This window comes from Streptomyces sp. NPDC008238 (assembly GCF_042956445.1).
Taxonomy (GTDB): domain Bacteria; phylum Actinomycetota; class Actinomycetes; order Streptomycetales; family Streptomycetaceae; genus Actinacidiphila.
Genome location: NZ_JBIBGK010000027.1, coordinates 22,800 through 40,237, shown reverse-complemented (window position 1 = coordinate 40,237; position 17,438 = coordinate 22,800). Strand labels below are relative to the sequence as shown.

The window sequence follows — 17,438 nt, the reverse complement described above, 5'->3', positions numbered from 1 at the left end:
CCACGACGCCGTACCGCCCCGCCCCGTCCGGCCCGCGCTACCCGCGGCCCGGACCCCGCCGTCCCGCTATCCCGCGGACCGGCCCTGCGCCGGGGACCCGGCCTTGCGCCCGCTGCCGCGGAGCTTCTTCCGCAGCTTCTTGCGGAGCCTGCGGGCCCGCCGCTTGGCCGCGCGGGCGAGGTCCTTGCCCGAGTAGGCGGCGCCCACGCCCAGGCCGCCCACGTGGCGGCCGGCCGCACGCAGCCGGCCCACGGCGCCGCCCCGCCGGGCGAGGAGTTCCTCCAGCAGCCGTTCGAAGTCGCCGGCGATCTCCGCGGGGTCGTACCTGGCACCCTTCTCCAGGGCCGCCTGGCCCATGCGGTGGCGCAACTCGTCGTCGTTGATCAGCCGGAGCATCGCCGCGGCCAGCGCGTCCACGTCCCGCGGGGGCACCAGCAGGCCGTCCACCCCGTCGCTGATGATCTCGCCGGGACCGAGCGGGCAGTCGGTGCTCACCACCGGCAGACCGACGCGCATCGCCTCGACGATGGTCATGCCGAACGACTCCATGCTGGAGGAGACCGCGAGCATCGACCCCTTGGCCATCTCCGGCTCGATCGGCGAGGCGGTGCCCATCATGGTCACCCGGTCCCCGATGTCCAGGCGCGCGATGAGCCGCTCCAGCTTCTCCTGCTGCGCACCCGAGCCGTACAGCCGCAGGCCCCAGTCCGGCCGTTCCGCCGCGACCTTGACGAAGGCCCGGATGAGGTCTCCGTATCGTTTCACCGGGGCCAGCCGGCCGGCCGCGACGACGTACTTGGCGTCCAGGGTGCTGGGGGCCACGCCCGGGTCGGGCACGCTGTTCGGCACGGTGACCACCCGCACCCCGGGCAGCCGCAGCCTGCGCCGGTAGGCGTCGGCGTCGGCCTCGGTGGTCGTGGTGACCGCGTCCAGCCGGGGGTACAACCGGCGCAGCGTGAGGATGAGCGGTACGGAGTGGGTCTCCAGCGTCAGGTGCTCCTGCGCGATCCGGACCATGTGGCGGGGGGCCAGCAGGGCGATGTGGACGTTCAGCCCGGGGCGCGTGCCGATGACGACGTCGGCGTCGAGGGACGACAGGTGGGCCTCGATCCGCCGGTCGCTGAGCACGCTGTACTGCGCGTAGCGGTTCTCGCCCTTGGGGAAGACCGCCGAGGGCTGCCTGTACAACGGGTCCGCCAGGTCGCAGGCGTCGCTGTGCGGGCGCAGGTCCACCAGGTGGCGCAGGCTGACGCGCGGGTCGAGGGCGAAGGTGGGTTCGTCACGGTGGCGGAAGACGGAGACGATCTCGACCTCGTGCCGCTCGGCCAGGGCTCCCGCCAGGTTGTACGTCGTGCGGATGGTGCCACCGACTCCGTACGCGTTTTGGATCAGTATGGAAATGCGCATGCGTCTCTGCGTTCTCCTGCTTCCCACGGACCGGTGTCCGTCCTGGTGCTGGCAAGACCGCTCCCAGGACCCACAGGTTGCCCCCGTTCACCTTCCCGTTTCCTCGTTGTATCCCCGCCGTGACGTTCGCGAGAGGTCCCGGGGCATCCTCCCCGGATCGCGTGCCATCAGGCACGGAGCCCCGTCGCGGCGCGGAGGCGCGATCGCGCCCCACACTGCGTTCCCCGGATGGCCCGAACCCCCGGGCCCACCGTCCACGGTGTCACCCCACCGGGCTACGCGCCCAGGGCCCACCGGGTGACGGGGGCGGCAGCGGGCGCCGACACGGGCGCGGGACGGCGGGCCGGGGCGGGCAGCGGGCCGCTCACGGCGTGGCCGCCGGGCTCACTTCGGCAGGCGCAGCAGTGTCCCGGGGGTGAGCGGGCGGGCCGGATCGGAGCCGACGACGTCCTGGTTGAGCCGGTACAACTCGGCCGCGCCACCGCTGACGTCGAAGCGCCGGGCCACGGTGTCCAGGGTCTCGCCGGACTGGACGGCGTGCGCACGGCCGGCCAGCCGCAGGCGCTGCGCACAGGTCGGCCAGGCCTCCCAGCCCTGGTCGCGGAGGATCTCCTCGGCGACGGTCACCTGCTGGTCGGGGGTGGCACGGTCGGGCCGGGACGCCAGGTCGAGGCCACCGTGCTCGGCCCAGGTGGGCTGGAAGATCTGCAGCCCGCCGTAGAAGCCGTTGCCGGTGTTGGTCTTCCAGCGGTTGCTGCTCTCGCAGTTCGCGAGCTCCACCCAGACGGGGGCGTGCCCGTCGGCCCGCGCGACGCCGGTGGCGAGGGCCGCCGAGGTGGCGAGCAGGGCGAGCGCGGTCACCGCGGGACGGCGGGGGCGGAACATGCGGGCCAGGCTAGGCACGGCGCGGCGGGCGTCGTCGCCCGCCGCGCCGTGGCCGCGTCCCGGGCCCACCCGGTCGGCGCACGGCCGCCGGGTGGTCCGGGGTGCGCGGGAGGTCAGACCGACAGCCGCTGACCCGGCAGGATCAGGTTGGGGTCGGCGCCGATCACGGACCGGTTGACGGCGTACAGCTTCTTCCAGGTCGTCCCGTGGGCGGCCGCGATGCCGCTCAGGGTGTCGCCGCTGCGGACGCTGTAGTCACCGTGCCCCGCCGGCCGGCTCCGGTCGCGGTCGGCGTGGTCGCCGGTACCGCGCGACTGCTTCGCCGGCGCCGGGGCGGTGTGCCGCTCCGTCCTGGGCGCTGCCGGGGCGCTGCCGCGGGCGGGCGCGCTCCCCTGGGCGCCGGCGCGGGCGGAGCAGGTGGGCCAGGCGCCCCAGCCCTGCGCGCGCTGCACCTTGGTGGCTACGGCGATCTGCTGCTCACGGCTCGCCCGGTCGGCGGTGGCCGCGTACGCGGTGCCGCCGTAGGCGCGCCAGGTACCGGCCGAGAACTGAAGTCCTCCGTAGTACCCGTTGCCGGTGTTGATGTGCCAGTTCCCGCCGCTCTCGCAACTCGCGATGCGGTCCCAGACCCCGTTTCCGGCGGCCTTCGCGGGCCCCGCGGCGGCCATCAGGGCCAGCGGGGTCAGGACGGTGACGCCGGCTGCGACTGCGGACCGGCGGTACTTGGCTGATACGGCCATGGAATCCCTCTCCACGGACCCGGGGTTCCCCCATGGCGCCGTACTCCTGGTACGGCACCCGACGGACGGGTCCCCGCGCATCCGGCGCGGTCCCCGCCCCCTTCGCCCGCCGACCGCCGGCCGTCCTGGCCGCGGTCGCCCTCCGTACGGGCCCTCCCGGGTGGTGCTCCCTGCACACGGCGGGCCAATCTAGGCAGGCTCGCGCTCCGTCACCAAACAAATCCCTTACGTCGCAGGCCACTTGAGGGTTACCGGGAGTAAAGACCTATTCAGGACACCGGATTGATGGTGCTTTTTACGGCATGTCCGCACAGCGCATATGCGCCATGTGACCCGTCTCATAGGCGAAGAGGCTTCCGGGGGTGAAAGGTGGGACGAGGAGTGACCGGCTCCGCACCTCCGCTCACCCTCCGCACGCGGACGCACGAGCACGCACCAAGAAGGCCGTGACTCCCGCCACAGATCGGCCGTTGTCACTATGTGCCGGGCGAGGCCCGGCAAAGGAGCCCGTAGCCGTACATTTCCAAGGAGGCTTCAGTGCCGCCCATGCTCGACGTCAGCGACGAGGTACGAGCCGAGATCGGCGATGAGGAGGCGGCACGCCTGCTGGCCGGCGCCAGCGCGCCCGGCACGTACGACTGCACCTCCTGCCGCACCCCCGGGGACACCGCCACGGAGCGCACCAGCACGGTGCTGTTCGTCGGCGAGGAGACCGCCGTGCTCGCCTTCGCCCACGCGACCTGCATCCCCTCCCAGGTCGTGCCGGTGTCGGAGGAGCAACTGCAGGGCGCGGTGCAGAGCATCGCCGGCGAGGAGGTGGCCGGTGCCGCGACGCCGGCCGTGCCCCGCCAGGCGGTGCTCGGCATCACCTGCGGCCTCGTCCTGGTCAAGGAGGAGGTGTGCCCGGCCCTGGTCATCGAACCGACCGGCCCGATCGCCCGCCCCGGCGACAACGGCCCGGAGGACGACTTCCTGCCGATCCTCATCGAGCAGGGCTTCCTCCCCGTCAACGACCTGTCCACGCCGCCCTCCCCGCTGCCCGGCTGGTCCGTGCTGCTGGCCATGGGGCAGCTGCACGCCATCCTGCAGCCCGGCTCCGCCGGCGCGTGGTGGCAGGCGCACCAGCCGCTCGCGGTGAGCGAGGGCTGGCGCCAGGCGGTGCACAAGACAAACGAGGTGTACGTGTACGCCGCCCCGCACGGCACCATCGGCCAGCAGCCCCGCGAGGACCTGCTGCGCGACGCCCTCGAGCGCGCCTGCGGGCGCGGGCTCCTCGTCGCGGCGACGATGCCCCTCTCCGGCACCTGATCGTCCCGGCTCCGGCCAAAGGCGCGTACGGCTGTCCGTACGCGCCTTTGGCCTATGGCAGTGCATATGCGTGATTCATCCGTACGACCCGCATCCACGCAGTTGAGCCGCTCGTTGCCACGACGTGCACACCTTTGACGCTTCCTCACGAGCCCAGTACCGGAGCCCCATTCCTCCCATGCGCACCGCGCAGGATGCGTCCGTGAGTGAGGGCACGCCGATCTACGACGCGCTCTACTCCGAGTACCGCAGGCTGTTCCGCACCCTCCCGGGCGACCGCACCGGTGAGGAGGACCTGCAGTTCAACGCGTTCGGCGACCGCGGTGGCCCCAACTCCCCGTACCGGGCAGGCCGCCACCGCGGCGACCTCCCCGCCCTCCCCCCGGGCCTCGCCGAGAACCGCATGCACGGCGGCCTCTGAGCCGCCCCGCACGAACCGCCCGCCCGACCGCCCCTCCAGGAGGCGACTGGCGGGCGGCGCCACGTCCGGCCCCGGCGGGCCCACTTGCCGCGGCCGGGCTCCGCGCGCCGCCGGACCCACGAAGAACCGCCCGCCCGGTCGGTCCCCTCGGGGACGACCGGACGGGCGGCGGAACGCCGCGCCCTCGCGGGGACTACTTCTTGCGGCCGCGCTTCTCCCGCACCCGCACCGACACCTGGATCGGCGTCCCCGCGAACCCGAACTCCTCACGCAGCCGGCGCTCGATGAAGCGGCGGTAGCCGGCCTCCAGGAAGCCGGAGGCGAAGAGCACGAAGCGCGGGGGCTTGGTGCCGGCCTGGGTGCCGAAGAGGATGCGGGGCTGCTTGCCGCCGCGGATCGGGTGCGGGTGGGCGGCGACGAGCTCGCCCAGGAAGGCGTTGAGCCGGCCGGTGGGGACCCGGGTCTCCCAGCCCGCCAGGGCGGTCTCGATGGCCGGGACCAGCTTCTCCATGTGGCGGCCGGTGCGGGCGGAGACGTTCACCCGCGGCGCCCACTGGACCTGCACCAGGTCCTTCTCGATCTCGCGCTCGAGGTAGTAGCGCCGCTCCTCGTCCAGCAGGTCCCACTTGTTGTAGGCGATGACGATGGCGCGGCCCGCCTCGACGGCCAGCGAGATGATGCGGGTGTCCTGCTCGGCCAGCGTCTCGCCCGCGTCGATCAGGACGACCGCGACCTCGGCCTTCTCCAGGGCGGCCGCGGTACGCAGCGAGGCGTAGTAGTCCGCGCCCTCCTGCAGGTGGACGCGGCGGCGGATGCCCGCGGTGTCCACGAACTTCCAGGTCTTGCCGCCGAGGTCGATGAGCTCGTCGACCGGGTCGCGGGTCGTGCCGGCCAGCTCGTTGACGACGACGCGCTCCTCCCCGGCCACCTTGTTCAGCAGCGAGGACTTGCCGACGTTCGGGCGGCCGATCAGCGCGACCCGGCGCGGGCCGCCGATGGCGTTGGCGAAGGACTGCATCGGCGCCTCGGGAAGCGCCTCCAGCATCGCGTCCAGCAGGTCGCCCGTGCCGCGGCCGTGCAGCGACGAGACGGGGAAGGGCTCGCCCAGGCCGAGGTTCCACAGCATGGCGGCGTCCGCCTCGCCCGAGGGGCCGTCGACCTTGTTGGCGGCCAGCACGACCGGCTTGCCGGCCTTGCGCAGCAGCCTGACGACGGCCTCGTCGGTGTCGGTCGCGCCGACCGTGGCGTCCACCACGAAGACGACGGCGTCGGCGGCGTCGATCGCGAACTCGGCCTGCGCGGCAACGGAGGCGTCGATGCCGAGGACGTCCTGCTCCCAGCCGCCGGTGTCGACGATCTTGAAGCGGCGGCCGTTCCAGTCCGCCTCGTAGGTGACGCGGTCACGGGTGACGCCGGGGCGGTCCTCGACGACCGCCTCTCGGCGGCCGATGATCCGGTTCACCAGAGTCGACTTGCCGACGTTCGGACGGCCGACGACCGCGACGACCGGCAGCGGGCCGTGACCCGCCGCGGCGAGGTCGCCCGCGACCTCGTCGAGGTCGAAGCCCTCCTCGGCGGCGAGCTCCATGAACTCGGCGTACTCGGCGTCGCCGAGCGCGCCGACTTCGCCGTACTCGTTCTCGATGTCCATGAAAGCTTCTCCGTCGATCGTCAAATGTGCGGGCGCTTGCACGCCCCAGTGTGGATCAGGCCGCCGCTAGGAGGCGCGGCCCGTGGTACGCCGGGCGTACTCGAGGTGGCCGGTCAGGTGCTTCTGGATGCGCACGGTGGCGGCGTCCAGCGCGGTACGCGTACGGCGGCCGCTGCCGTCGCCGGCGTCGAAGGGGTCGCCGAAGACGACGTCGACCCGGCTGCGCACCGGCGGCAGACCGCGGATGAGCCGTCCCGGCCGGGACGTGCCGAGGACCGCGACCGGCACTATGGGCGCGCCGGAGCGCACCGCGAAGTACGCAAGGCCCGCCCGCAGGTCGGCGAAGTCGCCCTCGCCGCGGGTGCCCTCGGGGAAGATCCCGAGCACCCCGCCGCGCTCCAGCACGCCGAGCGCGCTGGTCACCGCGGTGCGGTCGGTGCTGTGGCGGTCCACCGGGAGCTGGCCGATCCCACGCAGGAACGGGTCCAGCGGCCCGACGAACGCCTCCTTCTTGATCAGGAAGTGCACCGGGCGCGGGCAGGTGCCCATGAGCACCGGCCCGTCCACGTAGTGCGAGTGGTTCACGGCCAGGATCACCGGGCCCGCGGCCGGCAGCCGCCAGGCGCCGAGCACCCGGGGCCGCCAGAGGCTGTGGATGATCCCGATGCCGATGCGGCGGCCGACCGCCACGCCCTTCGGCCCCGGAACCGCTGAGGTGTCGCTCACGAAGCGGCCCGCTTCTCCTCGATCAGGGTGACGACGCACTCGATGACCTGGTCGAGGGTGAGCTCGCTGGTGTCGACCTCGAGGGCGTCGTCCGCCTTCGCCAGCGGGGAGGTCTTGCGGCCGGAGTCGGCCGCGTCGCGCCGTACCAGGGCCTCCCGGGTCGCCACGAGGTCGACCTGGGCGCCGCCGGTGGCCGTCAGCTCGCCGCCGCGGCGGGCGGCGCGGGCCTCCGGGGAGGCGGTGAGGAAGATCTTGACGGTTGCGTCGGGCAGCACCGTGGTGCCGATGTCCCGGCCCTCGACGACGATGCCGGCCGGTGCGGCGGCGGCCGCGTCGCGCTGCAGCCCGACCAGACGGGAGCGCACCTCGGGCACCGCGCTGACGGCGCTGACCGCCGCGGTGACCTCCTGGGTGCGGATCGGGCCGGAGGCGTCCAGGCCGTCCACCGTGATCGTGGGCTCCACCGGGTCGGACCCGGACACGATCACGGGCTTCTCGGCGGCGGTCGCCACGGCGGAGGCGTCGTCGATGTCGACGCCGTTGCTCAGCATCCACCAGGTCATCGCCCGGTACTGCGCCCCGGTGTCCAGGTAGCTCAGGCCGAGCTTGGCCGCGACCGCCTTCGAAGTGCTGGACTTGCCAGTGCCCGAGGGGCCGTCGATCGCGACGATCACCGGATTCGACACAGTCGGGGGACCTTCCTTGTGCGTGGAGCAGGTACACGGCTGGCGCAATGCCATCCCCACAAGGTTACCGGCCCACCCATTCGGCTCCGTACCACGATTTCCCGGCCCCCGGCCGGGCGCCCCGCCGCCGCACCGAGGACCACCCGCTCCGGGGCCCGCGGGGCCGTCGGCGCACCGCTCGGACCCGCGTGAGGCCAGGTCCTCGGACGGCCGCACCGGACTCCGTCCGCGATTCCCCTGGCCCCTGAGGGGCCCCGGGGGTCAGGCCCGCAGGGACCAGCCGCGGTCCCGCAGGGCCACGGACAGGCGTGCCGCCGCCGCCGGCTCGACCATCAGCTGCACCAGACCCGCCTGCTGCCCCGTCGAGTGCTCGATCCGCACGTCCTCGATGTTGACCCCGGCCGCACCCGCGTCCGCGAAGAGCCGCGCCAGCTCTCCCGGCTGGTCGCCGATGAGGACGGCGACGACCTCGTACGCCTTGGGGGCGGAGCCGTGCTTCCCGGGGACCTTGGCCCGGCCGGCGTTGCCGCGGCGCAGGAGGTCCTCGATGCCGGCGGCGCCGTCGCGGCGCTTGGCGTCGTCCGCGGACTGCAGGGCCCGCAGGGACTCGACGGTCTCCGTAAGGTCGGCGGCGAGGTCGGCGAGGACGTCGGCGACCGGGCCGGGGTTGGCGGAGAGGATGTCGATCCACATGCCGGGCTCGGAACCCGCGACCCGGGTGACGTCGCGGATGCCCTGGCCGCACAGGCGCACCGTGCTGTCCTCGGCGTGCTGCAGGCGCGCCGCGACCATGCTCGAGACGAGCTGCGGGGTGTGCGAGACGAGGGCGACGGCACGGTCGTGGGCGTCGGCGTCCATGACGACCGGGACGGCGCGGCAGAGCGCGACCAGCTCCAGGGCGAGGTTGAGCACCTCGGTCTCGGTGACCGGCGTCGGGGTGAGCACCCAGGGGCTGCCCTCGAACAGGTCGGCCGTCGCGGCCAGCGGGCCGGAGCGCTCGCGGCCGGACATGGGGTGGGTGCCGATGTACGAGGTGAGGTCGCAGCCGAGCGCCTCCAGGTCGCGGCGCGGTCCGGACTTCACACTGGCGACGTCGAGGTAGCCGCGGGCCAGTCCGCGCCGCTGGGCGTCGGCGACCGTCGCGGCCACGTGGGCCGGCGGCACGGCGATGACCGCCAGGTCGACCCGGCCGGACGGGGGCTCGTCGGTGCCCGCGCCGAGCGCGGCGGCGGTCCGCACCACGGCGGGGTCGTGGTCCTCCAGGTGGACCACCACGCCGCGCGCGGCGAGCGCGAGTGCGGCGGAGGTGCCGATGAGGCCGGTGCCGATGACGAGGGCGGTCCTCACTGGGCGATGTCCTTGCGGAGGGCGGCCGCGGCGCCGAGGTAGACGTGGGAGATCTCGCCCTTGGACAGCCCGGACTCGACGTGGGCGAGGATGCGCACGACCCGGGGCATGGCGCCGGCGATGTCGAGCTCCTGCGCGCAGATCAGCGGCACGTCGGTGATGCCGAGCTTGCGCGCGGCGACCGCCGGGAAGTCGCTGTGCAGGTCCGGGGTGGAGGTGAACCAGACGCTGATCAGGTCGTCCACCGCGATGCCGTTGCGCTCCAGGATGGCGGTGAGCAGCCCGGCGACCTGCTCGTGCATGTGCTCCGCCTCGTCCCGCTCCAGCTGGACGGCTCCGCGGACCGCTCGTACCGCCACGTCATCGCTCCCTGTGTTGCTGCGCGCACGTACCTGGTCAGCGTAGTCGCGGTGGACGGGGTGCGGCGGACACGCCCGCCCTGCGAGACGCACGGGGTGCCGCGGTACACCATGAAGCATGATCTTCCACCTGGTTCCGCTGGACGACTGGCTGCGCGACCCGGACCGTCCGTACGCGCCCTCGTCGCTCGCCGAGGACGGGTTCGTGCACTGCGCGCCCGATGAGGAGGTGGCGCTCGCCGTCGCCGACGCCTTCTACCGGGACACCCCGGGTCCGTTGATGGTGCTGCTGATCGACGAGGAGGCCCTGGAGGCCCGTGTGCTGTGGGAGGACGCCGATCCGGTGCCGCCGCCGGGGGTGCCCGCGGAGACCCGGTTCCCGCACGTGTACGGGCGCGTCAACCGCAGCGCGGTGGTCGGGATGCTGGAGGTGCGGCGGGACGCGGAGGGCCGCGCGGTGGCGCTGGCGGTGTGGTCGTAAGCGCTGCTTTGTCCTGACACGCCCCTGGACGGCGGGGGGCCGGTCCGGTTCGATGGTGGCCTGACCGCGCGGCCTCGGGGGAGGCGGACATGCAGCGTTCCGGACCGCTTCACACGCTCCTGGCGGGGCTGGTGCTCGCCCTGGTCATGCTGTCGCTCAACGCGACGACGGAACCGCCGCCGGCGGGCGCGGACGCCCCGCCGCCCTCGGCGGCCACTCCGGCGACCTCCCCGGCCCCCTCCGCGCCGCCCTCGGCGTCGCGCGCGCCCACCCCCTCCCCCACGGCCGCGACGACAGCCGCCCCGCGCCCCGACGCGGACTACGCGGGCCGCACCGGCGATGGCGCGGCGGGCGTCGCGATCGCGTTGCGCGACGGGAAGGCCGTCGCGTACGTCTGCGACGGGCGCACCAAGGAGGCGTGGCTGCGCGGCGAGGTCCGGGACGACGGCCGGATGCGCCTGACCGGTGACCGGGGCGTGCGCCTGGAGGGCACCGTGGAGGGCGGCCGCGTCACCGGCGAGGTGCGGCTGACCGGGCTGGAGCAGCCCTTCACCGCGGGGCACGCGGTCAAGCCGTCCGGTCTGTACCGGGCGACCGCCTCGGTGCGCGGCGCACGGGTCGTCGGCGGCTGGATCGTGCTGCCGAACGGCAAGCAGGTGGGGATCGTCTCGCGCGACGGCCGGCCGTCCGCCGCCCCCGCCATCGACCCCGCCACCGGCGCCGTGACCGTCGACGGCACGCAGCTCACCGCACGGCCCATCCCCTGACCGTCCGCCCGCAGGCAGGCAGGAGCGCCCCATGAACGTGGACCCGAACGCCGCCACCACGTCCTTCCCCGCACCGCCGCCGCGGCCCCGGCAGCGGGCGGCCGTGCTCCTCGTCCCCGCGCTCGCCGCCGCGGCGGTCGCCGTCGCCCTGGGCGCGTACGGCAGGGTCCACGACCCGGCGGGCACCGCCTTCAACCTGGCCGGCTTCTCCAGCACGGGCGCGGTCAAGGCGTGGCTCGCGACGGCCGCCTTCGCCCTCGCCCTGGTGCAGGCGGCCTCGGCGCTGGTGATGTACGGCAAGGTGCCCGGCGTCCGCGCCCCCTCCTGGACCGGCGGGCTGCACCGCTGGTCGGGCCGGGCCGCGTTCCTGCTGACCGTCCCGGTCGCCGTGCACTGCCTGTACGCGTTGGGCTATCAGACGTACAGCGGCCGCGTGTTGTGGCACTCGCTGGTCGGGTGCTTCTTTTTCGGGACATTCACCGCAAAGATGCTCCTGCTGCGGGCCGAGCGACTGCCGGACCGGCTGCTGCCGTTCGTCGGCGGGCTGGTCTTCACGGCGCTGACGGTGCTGTGGCTGACGTCCGCGTTGTGGTTCTTCCGAACGGTCGGGGTGACGACATGAAACGACGCATCGTGCTGCTGTCGACAGCGGCGCTTGCGGGATGCAGCAAGTACGGCGAGGAGAGCGCGCCGCAGGCCGCGGCGACCTCGGCGCCACCGGCCTCGGAGCCCGCCTCCGCGCCGGCCGCGGCGCCGGCGTCGCCGCCGGGTTCGGCACCGGCCTCCCCGGCCGCGACCCCGGGCGAGGTGCTGGTGAAGACGGCCGACGTGCCCGTGGGCGGCGGCACGGTGCTCACGGACAAGAAGATCGTGGTGACCCAGCCCGAGGCCGGCGAGTTCAAGGCCTTCTCGGCCGTCTGCACCCACCAGGGCTGTCTGGTGAACAGCGTCGCCGACGGCACCATCAACTGCCCCTGCCACGGCAGCAAGTTCCGCATCACCGACGCCTCGGTGGTCGCCGGGCCGGCCGCGAAGCCGCTGCCCGCCGAGTCGATCGTCGAAAAAGACGGCGAGATCGTCCTCGCCTAGCCCGTACCATCCCGGTCCATGCGCGACCACGACCTCGTACGCCACCACACCGTCTACGCCTGTGTGATGGGCTCGCGCGCCTTCGGACTGGCCACGGACGGCAGCGACACGGACCGCCGCGGGGTGTACGTCGCGCCCACCCCGCTCTTCTGGCGGTTCGACAAGCCGCCCCGTCACGTGGACGGTCCGGAGCGCGAGCAGTTCTCCTGGGAGCTGGAGCGGTTCTGCGAGCTCGCGCTGCGCGCCAACCCCAACATCCTGGAGTGCCTGCACTCCCCCCTGGTCGAGCACGTGGACGACACCGGCAGGGAACTGCTCGCCCTGCGCGGCGCCTTCCTGTCCCGGCACGTCCACGAGAGCTTCGCCCGCTACGCCACGGGCCAGCTGCGGAAGCTGGAGGCCGACGTCCGCACGCACGGCGCGCCCCGCTGGAAGCACGCCATGCACCTGCTGCGGCTGCTGATCAGCGCCCGCGACCTGCTGCGCACCGGCGAGCTGCGCATCGAGGTCGGCGAGCACCGCGAGCGGCTGCTGGCGGTCAAGCGGGGCGAGGTGGGCTGGTCCCAGACGGAGGCCTGGATGCGCCGGCTGTACGAGGAGGCGGCGGCCGCCGCCTCGCACAGCCCGCTCCCGGACGAGCCGGACCGGGCCCGCGTCGAGGACTTCCTGTTCCGGGTCCGGCGGGCGTCAGCCGCCGTCACCGTCCCACAGGGCGCCGAAGGCCAGTAGTTCGTCCCGGTGCTCGAGGTGCTCCAGCCAGGCCTCCGGCCAGGCCGCCAGGCCGTGGTGCGCGCCGGCGAAGGCGCCCGCCAGGCAGGCGATGGAATCGGAGTCACCGGAGGAGCACGCCGCCCGGCGCACCGCGGTGACGGGCTCGTCCGGGAAGAGCAGGAAGCACAGCAGGCCGGTCGCCAGGGCCTCCTCGGCGATCCATCCGGCGCCGGTCGCCAGGCACGGATCGGCCTCGCGGTCGGGCGCCGCGAGCGCCGCGTCGAGGCGGTCGAGCACCTCGACGCACTCGTCCCAGCCACGGCGGACGAAGGCCAACGGGCCGTGGTCGTGGGCGCGCAGCCACAGGTCCCCGAGCCACCACTCGTGGTAGGTGTCGCGCTGCTGCGCCGCGTAGCCGCGCAGCAGGCCGGTCAGTTCCGTCGGCTCCGCTCCCCCCGCGAGCAGGTGGACGGCGTGCGCCGTGAGGTCGGAGGCCGCGAGCGCCGTGGGGTGGCCGTGGGTGAGCGCGGACTGCAACTGCGCCGCCCCGGACCGCTCGTCGGGGCGCAGCCCGGGGACGAGCCCGATCGGGGCGACCCGCATGTTCGCGCCGCAGCCCTTGGAGCCCGTCTGGCTGGCCTCCTGCCAGGGCCGGTCCGGGTGGTCCAGCTTCGCGCAGGCGACCAGGCAGGTGCGGCCGGGGGCGCGGTTGTTGTCGGGCGAGTGGTACCAGTCGACGTACTCCTCGCGCACCGGGCGGGCCAGCCGGGACGGCGTGAGGGGGCCGCGTTCCGTCGCCGTGCGCAGCCCGCGCGCGAGGGCGAGGGTCATCTGCGTGTCGTCGGTGACGAAGGCCGGGCGGGGCAGTTCCATCTCCCGCCACGGGCCGCACTTGGCCAGGATCGACGGGACGTCGTTGAACTCCGTGGGGAAGCCGAGCGCGTCGCCGATCGCCAGCCCCGCCATCGCCCCCGATGCGGCGCGTCTCATACGGCGGCCACCCGGGTGCGGACGACCAGGTCGTGGAGGGCGTCGTAGGCCGTCGGCTCGCCGGGCAGCCGGGTGTCGCGCTGCGCGTCGTCCAGAACCGTGTGGAGGACGTCGACGTCGGCGCGGACGCGCCGCGGGTCGAGGTCCATGGCCAGGCCGTGCTCGGCGACGGCCTTCTCGTGGATGAGTTCGCGGACGTAGCCGGGGGCGGGGACGTGCTCCAGCAGCGTCGGCAGGTGCGCCTCGACGGCGCCCGTGCGCATCAGGTGGATGCCGGTCAGCAGCACCCTGAAGGTGTAGAGCAGCGGCTTGAGTTCGCCGGTCTTCTCGTACAGCTCCCACTGGGTACGGGCGAAGCCCCGGTAGTGGTGGGCGTGGTGACCGGTGATGACGCCGGGCGCGAGGTCGACCAGCTGGGCGTGGACGCCGCTGGTGTGCACCACGAGCGGGGACAGCAACTGCTCCAGCACGTAGCCGTTGCGCCGCAGCATGAGCCGAGCGAACTTCAGCAGGTCGTGGGTGACCAGGTCGAGTTCGAGGCCGTCCTGCTCCCACATGCGGGTCTGGGTCTCCTCGCCCTCCCGCAGCCCTATCAGGTCGGCCAGCGGCAGGAGGTGGACACCGCGCAGGTCCACGTCCGAGTCACGGGACGGGAAGCCGTACAGGTGCGCACCGGAGACGGTGGCGAACAGCAACGGGTGTCCCTGCTGGGCGAGGTCCGGGGTGAGTTCGGGCAGCCCGGCCCCGCGCAGGCGTTCGGCGTGGATGGTCATGGCGCCATCCTTCCCGGAACGGCACCTTCCGGGAAAGTCCTTATCCCGGGAGCAGCCGCAGAGCGGCCGGAGGCCGGCTGGTCGCCGGGCCCGGGACGCCGGTCCGCCACGGGAGGCGGACCGGGCCCGTACCGTCGGGGTGCGGACGGCTCAGAGGTCGACCTCGCGCATCAGCATGCCCACCTCGGTGTTGGTGAGCCGCCGCAGCCAGCCCGACTTCTGGTCGCCGAGCGCGATCGGGCCGAAGCTGGTGCGGACCAGCTTGTCGACCGGGAAGCCCGCCTCGGCGAGCATGCGGCGGACGATGTGCTTGCGGCCCTCGTGCAGGGTGACCTCGACCAGGTAGTTCTTGCCGGTCTGCTGCACGACGCGGAAACTGTCGGCGCGGGCGTAGCCGTCCTCCAGCTGGATGCCGTTCTTCAGCTGCTTGCCGATGTCGCGCGGCAGCACACCGTTGATCGCGGCGAGGTAGGTCTTCTGCACGCCGTAGCGGGGGTGGGTGAGACGGTGGGCCAGCTCGCCGTGGTTGGTGAGCAGGATGATGCCCTCGGTCTCGGTGTCCAGCCGCCCCACGTGGAAGAGCCGGGTCTCACGGTTGGTGACGTAGTCCCCGAGGCACTGGCGGCCCTCGGGGTCCTCCATCGTGGAGACGACGCCGGCCGGCTTGTTCAGGGCGAAGAACAGGTACGACTGCGTGGCGACGGTCAGCCCGTCGACGCGCACCTCGTCCTTGTCGGGGTCCACCCGCAGGCCCTGCTCGGTGACGATCTTGCCGTTCACCTCGACGCGGCGCTGCTCGATCAGCTCCTCGCACGCGCGGCGCGAGCCCATGCCCGCCCTCGCCAGCACCTTCTGCAGGCGCTCGCCCTCCTGCTCCGCGCCGGGGAAGGTCTTGGGCAGGTTCAGCTTGGGCTTGCTGTGCCGCTCGCGGTTGCGCTCCTCGATCTGGGCGTCCAGCTCGCGCGGGCGCGCGGGCGCGGACTTGCGGGGCTTGCCGGACGCGCCGCCCGGCTTGCCGCCGGTGCCGCGCTTGGCGGCTCCCCCCGGTCCGCCGGAGCCGCCGGACCCACCGGCGCCGCCGCCGACGTCGTAGCGGCGCTCCTCCGGACGGGGCCGGCCCGCGCGCTTCTGCTGGTCGTCGCGCTGTCCCCCGGTCCTCGACCGGGAGCCGCCCCCATCGGCACCCCGGGGATTCCGGTTGCCGCCACTGTTCCTGCCGCTGCCGCTACTGCTTCGCATCAACTATCCGTCGTCGAGTCCGGGTCGAATGAGGGGACGCCCTCCAGGGAGTCCGCCTCGACGGCGTCCGCCTCCGGGAGGAACGGGGCGAGCTCGGGCAGCTCGTCCAGGCCGCGCAGGCCCATCCGCTCCAGGAAGTAGTTCGTCGTCCTGTACAGGATCGCACCTGTCTCGGCTTCCGTCCCACACTCCTCCACCAGACCCCGCTGCAGAAGGGTGCGCATCACGCCGTCGCAGTTGACCCCGCGCACCGCGGAGACCCGCGAACGGCTGACCGGCTGCCGGTACGCGACGACCGCCAGCGTCTCCAGCGCGGCCTGGGTGAGCCGGGCCTGCTGGCCGTCCAGGACGAACTTCTCCACGGCCGCGGCGTACGCGGGCCGGGTGTAGAAGCGCCAGCCGCCGGCGATCAGCCGCAGGTCGAAGCCGCGGCCCTGGGCGGCGTACTCCTCCGCGAGGTCGTGCAGGGCGGTGGCGATCTCCCGGCGCGGACGCTCCAGAACCTTGGACAGGGTCTCCTCGGTGACGGGCTCGTCCACGACCATCAGGACCGCCTCCAGGGCGGGCCGAAGCTCCAGCTCCGCCACGGACAGCAACCCCGCGGGCGCACCGCCGGCCGTCCCTTCGGTCCCTTCGACCGTCTCGAGCGCCTGGGACGCCGGCTCGGTCACTCCGGTCACCTCCGTCACGTCAGCCATCCTTCCCGTCCTTCGCGGCGGCGGGCGCCTGGTCGAATTCGTCGGTGACCAGCGGCTGGTCCGGCGCCGCCGCGCCGCCCGTCCAGCGGACCCGGAGCGTACCGAGGGCCTCCTCCTGGTCGAGCGCCACGGCCTTCTCCCGGTAGAGCTCCAGCAGGGCCAGGAAGCGTGCCACGACCGTCAGGGTGTCGGGGGCGTCGAAGGTGAGCTCCTGGAAGCTCGCCTCGCCGCGCTCCCGCAGCATCGCGACGACGTGCTCGGCCTGCTCGCGGACGCTCACCAGCGGCGCGTGGATGTGGTCCACGTACACCTGCGGCTTCGGCTTCGGCTGCATCGCCTTGACGGCGAGCTGCGCGAAGCGCTCCGGCCCGATGCTCAGCACCACCTCGGGCAGCAGTTCGGCGTGCTGCGGCTCCAGCCCCACGGTGCGGGGGTGGTGCAGCGCCTCGGCCTCCAGGCGCTCGGCGAAGATCGCGGCGATCCGCTTGTACGCGCGGTACTGCAGCAGCCGGGCGAAGAGCAGGTCCCGGGCCTCCAGCAGGGCGAGGTCCTCCTCGTCCTCCACCTCGGCGGCGGGCAGCAGGCGGGCGGCCTTCAGGTCCAGCAGGGTGGCCGCGACGACCAGGAACTCCGTGGTCTGGTCCAGGTCCCAGTCGGGTCCCATGGCGCGGATGTACGTCATGAACTCGTCCGTCACCTTGGAGAGGGCGACCTCGGTGACGTCGAGCTTGTGCTTGGAGATCAGCTGCAGCAGCAGGTCGAAGGGGCCCTCGAAGTTCGCCAGCCGGACGGTGAAGCGGCCGTCGTTCGCGGCGCCGCCGTCCTCGTCCCCGGGCTCGCCCCCGTCGACCGGCTCGCCCTCGTCCGCCGGCTCGTCGGTGGCGGGCGGCTCCCCGGCCTCCGGTGCGGGCGGCGGGGTGACGACGTGCGGGGGTCCCCCGGGTTCCGGGGCGGTCTCCGCCACGGCTTCGGCGACGGCGGGCGGCGGCACCGGGGACGCGGTGTGGCCGGGATCACCGGCCCCGTCGCCCGCGCCCGGGCCGTCCACGCCCTCCTCGGCCGCGGCAGGGGGCGGCACGGGGCTCGCGCCGGGGCCGCGGCCGAGGAGGCGGCGGGAGCGCTGCGGGCTGGCGGTGTCGTCGGGGGGCATGGGGGGTCCA

The 17,438-nt window shown here is 73.7% G+C and carries 20 protein-coding genes; 7 read left to right on the top strand and 13 right to left on the bottom strand.

Annotation, left to right across the window (positions count from 1 at the left end; translation table 11 throughout):
* Positions 1-66: 66 nt before the first annotated feature.
* The 3 genes from ACFZAU_RS34535 to ACFZAU_RS34525 all read right to left on the bottom strand — a co-directional run bounded on the left by ACFZAU_RS34535 (position 67) and on the right by ACFZAU_RS34525 (position 3,032).
* Positions 67-1,407 carry a glycosyltransferase family 4 protein gene (locus tag ACFZAU_RS34535; protein WP_500555445.1) on the bottom strand — a complete coding sequence of 447 codons (1,341 nt, stop codon included), beginning with the start codon at positions 1,405-1,407 and terminating at the stop codon, positions 67-69.
* A gap of 384 nt (positions 1,408-1,791) precedes the next feature.
* The gene (locus ACFZAU_RS34530; protein WP_500555444.1) at positions 1,792-2,292 is read right to left on the bottom strand and encodes a LysM peptidoglycan-binding domain-containing protein; all 501 of its coding nucleotides are present in this window, start codon (positions 2,290-2,292) and stop codon (positions 1,792-1,794) included.
* A gap of 113 nt (positions 2,293-2,405) precedes the next feature.
* Positions 2,406-3,032: a LysM peptidoglycan-binding domain-containing protein gene (locus ACFZAU_RS34525; protein WP_500555443.1), complete on the bottom strand. Its 627-nt coding sequence runs from the start codon at positions 3,030-3,032 to the stop codon at positions 2,406-2,408.
* A gap of 537 nt (positions 3,033-3,569) precedes the next feature.
* Between ACFZAU_RS34525 and ACFZAU_RS34520 the strand changes: the two genes are divergently transcribed.
* Both ACFZAU_RS34520 and ACFZAU_RS34515 read left to right on the top strand, forming a co-directional pair.
* Positions 3,570-4,340, top strand: a complete 771-nt coding sequence (locus ACFZAU_RS34520; RefSeq protein ID WP_500555442.1) for a DUF8842 C-terminal domain-containing protein — start codon at positions 3,570-3,572, stop codon at positions 4,338-4,340.
* 202 nt (positions 4,341-4,542) lie between these two features.
* Positions 4,543-4,761, top strand: a complete 219-nt coding sequence (locus ACFZAU_RS34515; RefSeq protein WP_499603822.1) for a hypothetical protein — start codon at positions 4,543-4,545, stop codon at positions 4,759-4,761.
* A 193-nt stretch (positions 4,762-4,954) separates the two neighbouring features.
* On the opposite strand, the gene der is transcribed toward ACFZAU_RS34515, so the two are convergent.
* The 5 genes from der to aroH all read right to left on the bottom strand — a co-directional run bounded on the left by der (position 4,955) and on the right by aroH (position 9,530).
* A complete protein-coding gene (der, locus tag ACFZAU_RS34510; protein WP_499603823.1) occupies positions 4,955-6,412 on the bottom strand; it encodes a ribosome biogenesis GTPase Der in 1,458 nt (485 codons plus the stop codon).
* A gap of 66 nt (positions 6,413-6,478) precedes the next feature.
* The gene (locus ACFZAU_RS34505) at positions 6,479-7,138 is read right to left on the bottom strand and encodes a lysophospholipid acyltransferase family protein (RefSeq protein ID WP_500555441.1); all 660 of its coding nucleotides are present in this window, start codon (positions 7,136-7,138) and stop codon (positions 6,479-6,481) included.
* Positions 7,135-7,878, bottom strand: a complete 744-nt coding sequence (gene cmk / locus ACFZAU_RS34500) for a (d)CMP kinase (protein ID WP_500464533.1) — start codon at positions 7,876-7,878, stop codon at positions 7,135-7,137. The genes ACFZAU_RS34505 and cmk overlap by 4 nt, the downstream gene beginning before the upstream one ends.
* 207 nt (positions 7,879-8,085) lie before the next feature.
* The gene (locus tag ACFZAU_RS34495) at positions 8,086-9,171 is read right to left on the bottom strand and encodes a prephenate dehydrogenase (protein ID WP_499603828.1); all 1,086 of its coding nucleotides are present in this window, start codon (positions 9,169-9,171) and stop codon (positions 8,086-8,088) included.
* Positions 9,168-9,530, bottom strand: a complete 363-nt coding sequence (gene aroH / locus ACFZAU_RS34490) for a chorismate mutase (protein ID WP_500555440.1) — start codon at positions 9,528-9,530, stop codon at positions 9,168-9,170. Before aroH ends, ACFZAU_RS34495 begins: the two co-directional genes overlap by 4 nt.
* A 118-nt stretch (positions 9,531-9,648) precedes the next feature.
* Here aroH and ACFZAU_RS34485 point away from each other — a divergent pair, with 118 nt between their 5' ends.
* The 5 genes from ACFZAU_RS34485 to ACFZAU_RS34465 all read left to right on the top strand — a co-directional run bounded on the left by ACFZAU_RS34485 (position 9,649) and on the right by ACFZAU_RS34465 (position 12,596).
* Entirely contained in the window at positions 9,649-10,011 is a 363-nt protein-coding gene (locus ACFZAU_RS34485; protein ID WP_499603832.1) for a DUF952 domain-containing protein, read from the top strand.
* Between the two features lie 89 nt (positions 10,012-10,100).
* The gene (locus ACFZAU_RS34480; RefSeq protein WP_500555439.1) at positions 10,101-10,778 is read left to right on the top strand and encodes a hypothetical protein; all 678 of its coding nucleotides are present in this window, start codon (positions 10,101-10,103) and stop codon (positions 10,776-10,778) included.
* 31 nt (positions 10,779-10,809) lie between these two features.
* Positions 10,810-11,400 (top strand): DUF6529 family protein, encoded by a 591-nt coding sequence (locus ACFZAU_RS34475; RefSeq protein ID WP_500555438.1) that lies wholly within the window; start codon positions 10,810-10,812, stop codon positions 11,398-11,400.
* Positions 11,397-11,867, top strand: coding sequence for a Rieske (2Fe-2S) protein (locus tag ACFZAU_RS34470; protein ID WP_500555437.1), 471 nt, complete (start codon positions 11,397-11,399; stop codon positions 11,865-11,867). The genes ACFZAU_RS34475 and ACFZAU_RS34470 overlap by 4 nt, the downstream gene beginning before the upstream one ends.
* Before the next feature lie 18 nt (positions 11,868-11,885).
* On the top strand, positions 11,886-12,596 hold the full coding sequence (locus tag ACFZAU_RS34465; protein ID WP_500555436.1) for a nucleotidyltransferase domain-containing protein: 711 nt from the start codon (positions 11,886-11,888) through the stop codon (positions 12,594-12,596).
* On the opposite strand, the gene ACFZAU_RS34460 is transcribed toward ACFZAU_RS34465, so the two are convergent.
* From ACFZAU_RS34460 to ACFZAU_RS34440, 5 genes are all read right to left on the bottom strand, one after another.
* Positions 12,555-13,568, bottom strand: a complete 1,014-nt coding sequence (locus tag ACFZAU_RS34460; protein WP_500555435.1) for an ADP-ribosylglycohydrolase family protein — start codon at positions 13,566-13,568, stop codon at positions 12,555-12,557. The two genes, ACFZAU_RS34465 and ACFZAU_RS34460, sit on opposite strands and share 42 nt — an antisense overlap.
* The gene (locus ACFZAU_RS34455) at positions 13,565-14,341 is read right to left on the bottom strand and encodes a nucleotidyltransferase domain-containing protein (protein ID WP_500555434.1); all 777 of its coding nucleotides are present in this window, start codon (positions 14,339-14,341) and stop codon (positions 13,565-13,567) included. Before ACFZAU_RS34455 ends, ACFZAU_RS34460 begins: the two co-directional genes overlap by 4 nt.
* Positions 14,342-14,491: 150 nt before the next feature.
* Positions 14,492-15,580, bottom strand: a complete 1,089-nt coding sequence (locus tag ACFZAU_RS34450) for a pseudouridine synthase (protein ID WP_500555433.1) — start codon at positions 15,578-15,580, stop codon at positions 14,492-14,494.
* Positions 15,580-16,278 (bottom strand): SMC-Scp complex subunit ScpB, encoded by a 699-nt coding sequence (gene scpB, locus ACFZAU_RS34445; RefSeq protein WP_500555432.1) that lies wholly within the window; start codon positions 16,276-16,278, stop codon positions 15,580-15,582. Before scpB ends, ACFZAU_RS34450 begins: the two co-directional genes overlap by 1 nt.
* Positions 16,271-17,428, bottom strand: a complete 1,158-nt coding sequence (locus ACFZAU_RS34440) for a segregation and condensation protein A (RefSeq protein ID WP_500555431.1) — start codon at positions 17,426-17,428, stop codon at positions 16,271-16,273. The genes scpB and ACFZAU_RS34440 overlap by 8 nt, the downstream gene beginning before the upstream one ends.
* Positions 17,429-17,438 lie beyond the last annotated feature (10 nt).

What these genes read in the sequence shown, in the direction of transcription:
- cmk (WP_500464533.1), bottom strand. Translation starts at nt 7,878, where the DNA reads ATGGCATTGCGCCAGCCGTGTACCTGCTCCACGCACAAGGAAGGTCCC.
- ACFZAU_RS34525 (WP_500555443.1), bottom strand. Translation starts at nt 3,032, where the DNA reads ATGGCCGTATCAGCCAAGTACCGCCGGTCCGCAGTCGCAGCCGGCGTC.
- ACFZAU_RS34440 (WP_500555431.1), bottom strand. Translation starts at nt 17,428, where the DNA reads ATGCCCCCCGACGACACCGCCAGCCCGCAGCGCTCCCGCCGCCTCCTC.
- ACFZAU_RS34535 (WP_500555445.1), bottom strand. Translation starts at nt 1,407, where the DNA reads ATGCGCATTTCCATACTGATCCAAAACGCGTACGGAGTCGGTGGCACC.
- ACFZAU_RS34480 (WP_500555439.1), top strand. Translation starts at nt 10,101, where the DNA reads ATGCAGCGTTCCGGACCGCTTCACACGCTCCTGGCGGGGCTGGTGCTC.
- ACFZAU_RS34450 (WP_500555433.1), bottom strand. Translation starts at nt 15,580, where the DNA reads ATGCGAAGCAGTAGCGGCAGCGGCAGGAACAGTGGCGGCAACCGGAAT.
- ACFZAU_RS34485 (WP_499603832.1), top strand. Translation starts at nt 9,649, where the DNA reads ATGATCTTCCACCTGGTTCCGCTGGACGACTGGCTGCGCGACCCGGAC.
- ACFZAU_RS34530 (WP_500555444.1), bottom strand. Translation starts at nt 2,292, where the DNA reads ATGTTCCGCCCCCGCCGTCCCGCGGTGACCGCGCTCGCCCTGCTCGCC.
- ACFZAU_RS34475 (WP_500555438.1), top strand. Translation starts at nt 10,810, where the DNA reads ATGAACGTGGACCCGAACGCCGCCACCACGTCCTTCCCCGCACCGCCG.
- der (WP_499603823.1), bottom strand. Translation starts at nt 6,412, where the DNA reads ATGGACATCGAGAACGAGTACGGCGAAGTCGGCGCGCTCGGCGACGCC.
- ACFZAU_RS34465 (WP_500555436.1), top strand. Translation starts at nt 11,886, where the DNA reads ATGCGCGACCACGACCTCGTACGCCACCACACCGTCTACGCCTGTGTG.
- scpB (WP_500555432.1), bottom strand. Translation starts at nt 16,278, where the DNA reads ATGGCTGACGTGACGGAGGTGACCGGAGTGACCGAGCCGGCGTCCCAG.
- ACFZAU_RS34455 (WP_500555434.1), bottom strand. Translation starts at nt 14,341, where the DNA reads ATGACCATCCACGCCGAACGCCTGCGCGGGGCCGGGCTGCCCGAACTC.
- ACFZAU_RS34460 (WP_500555435.1), bottom strand. Translation starts at nt 13,568, where the DNA reads ATGAGACGCGCCGCATCGGGGGCGATGGCGGGGCTGGCGATCGGCGAC.
- ACFZAU_RS34470 (WP_500555437.1), top strand. Translation starts at nt 11,397, where the DNA reads ATGAAACGACGCATCGTGCTGCTGTCGACAGCGGCGCTTGCGGGATGC.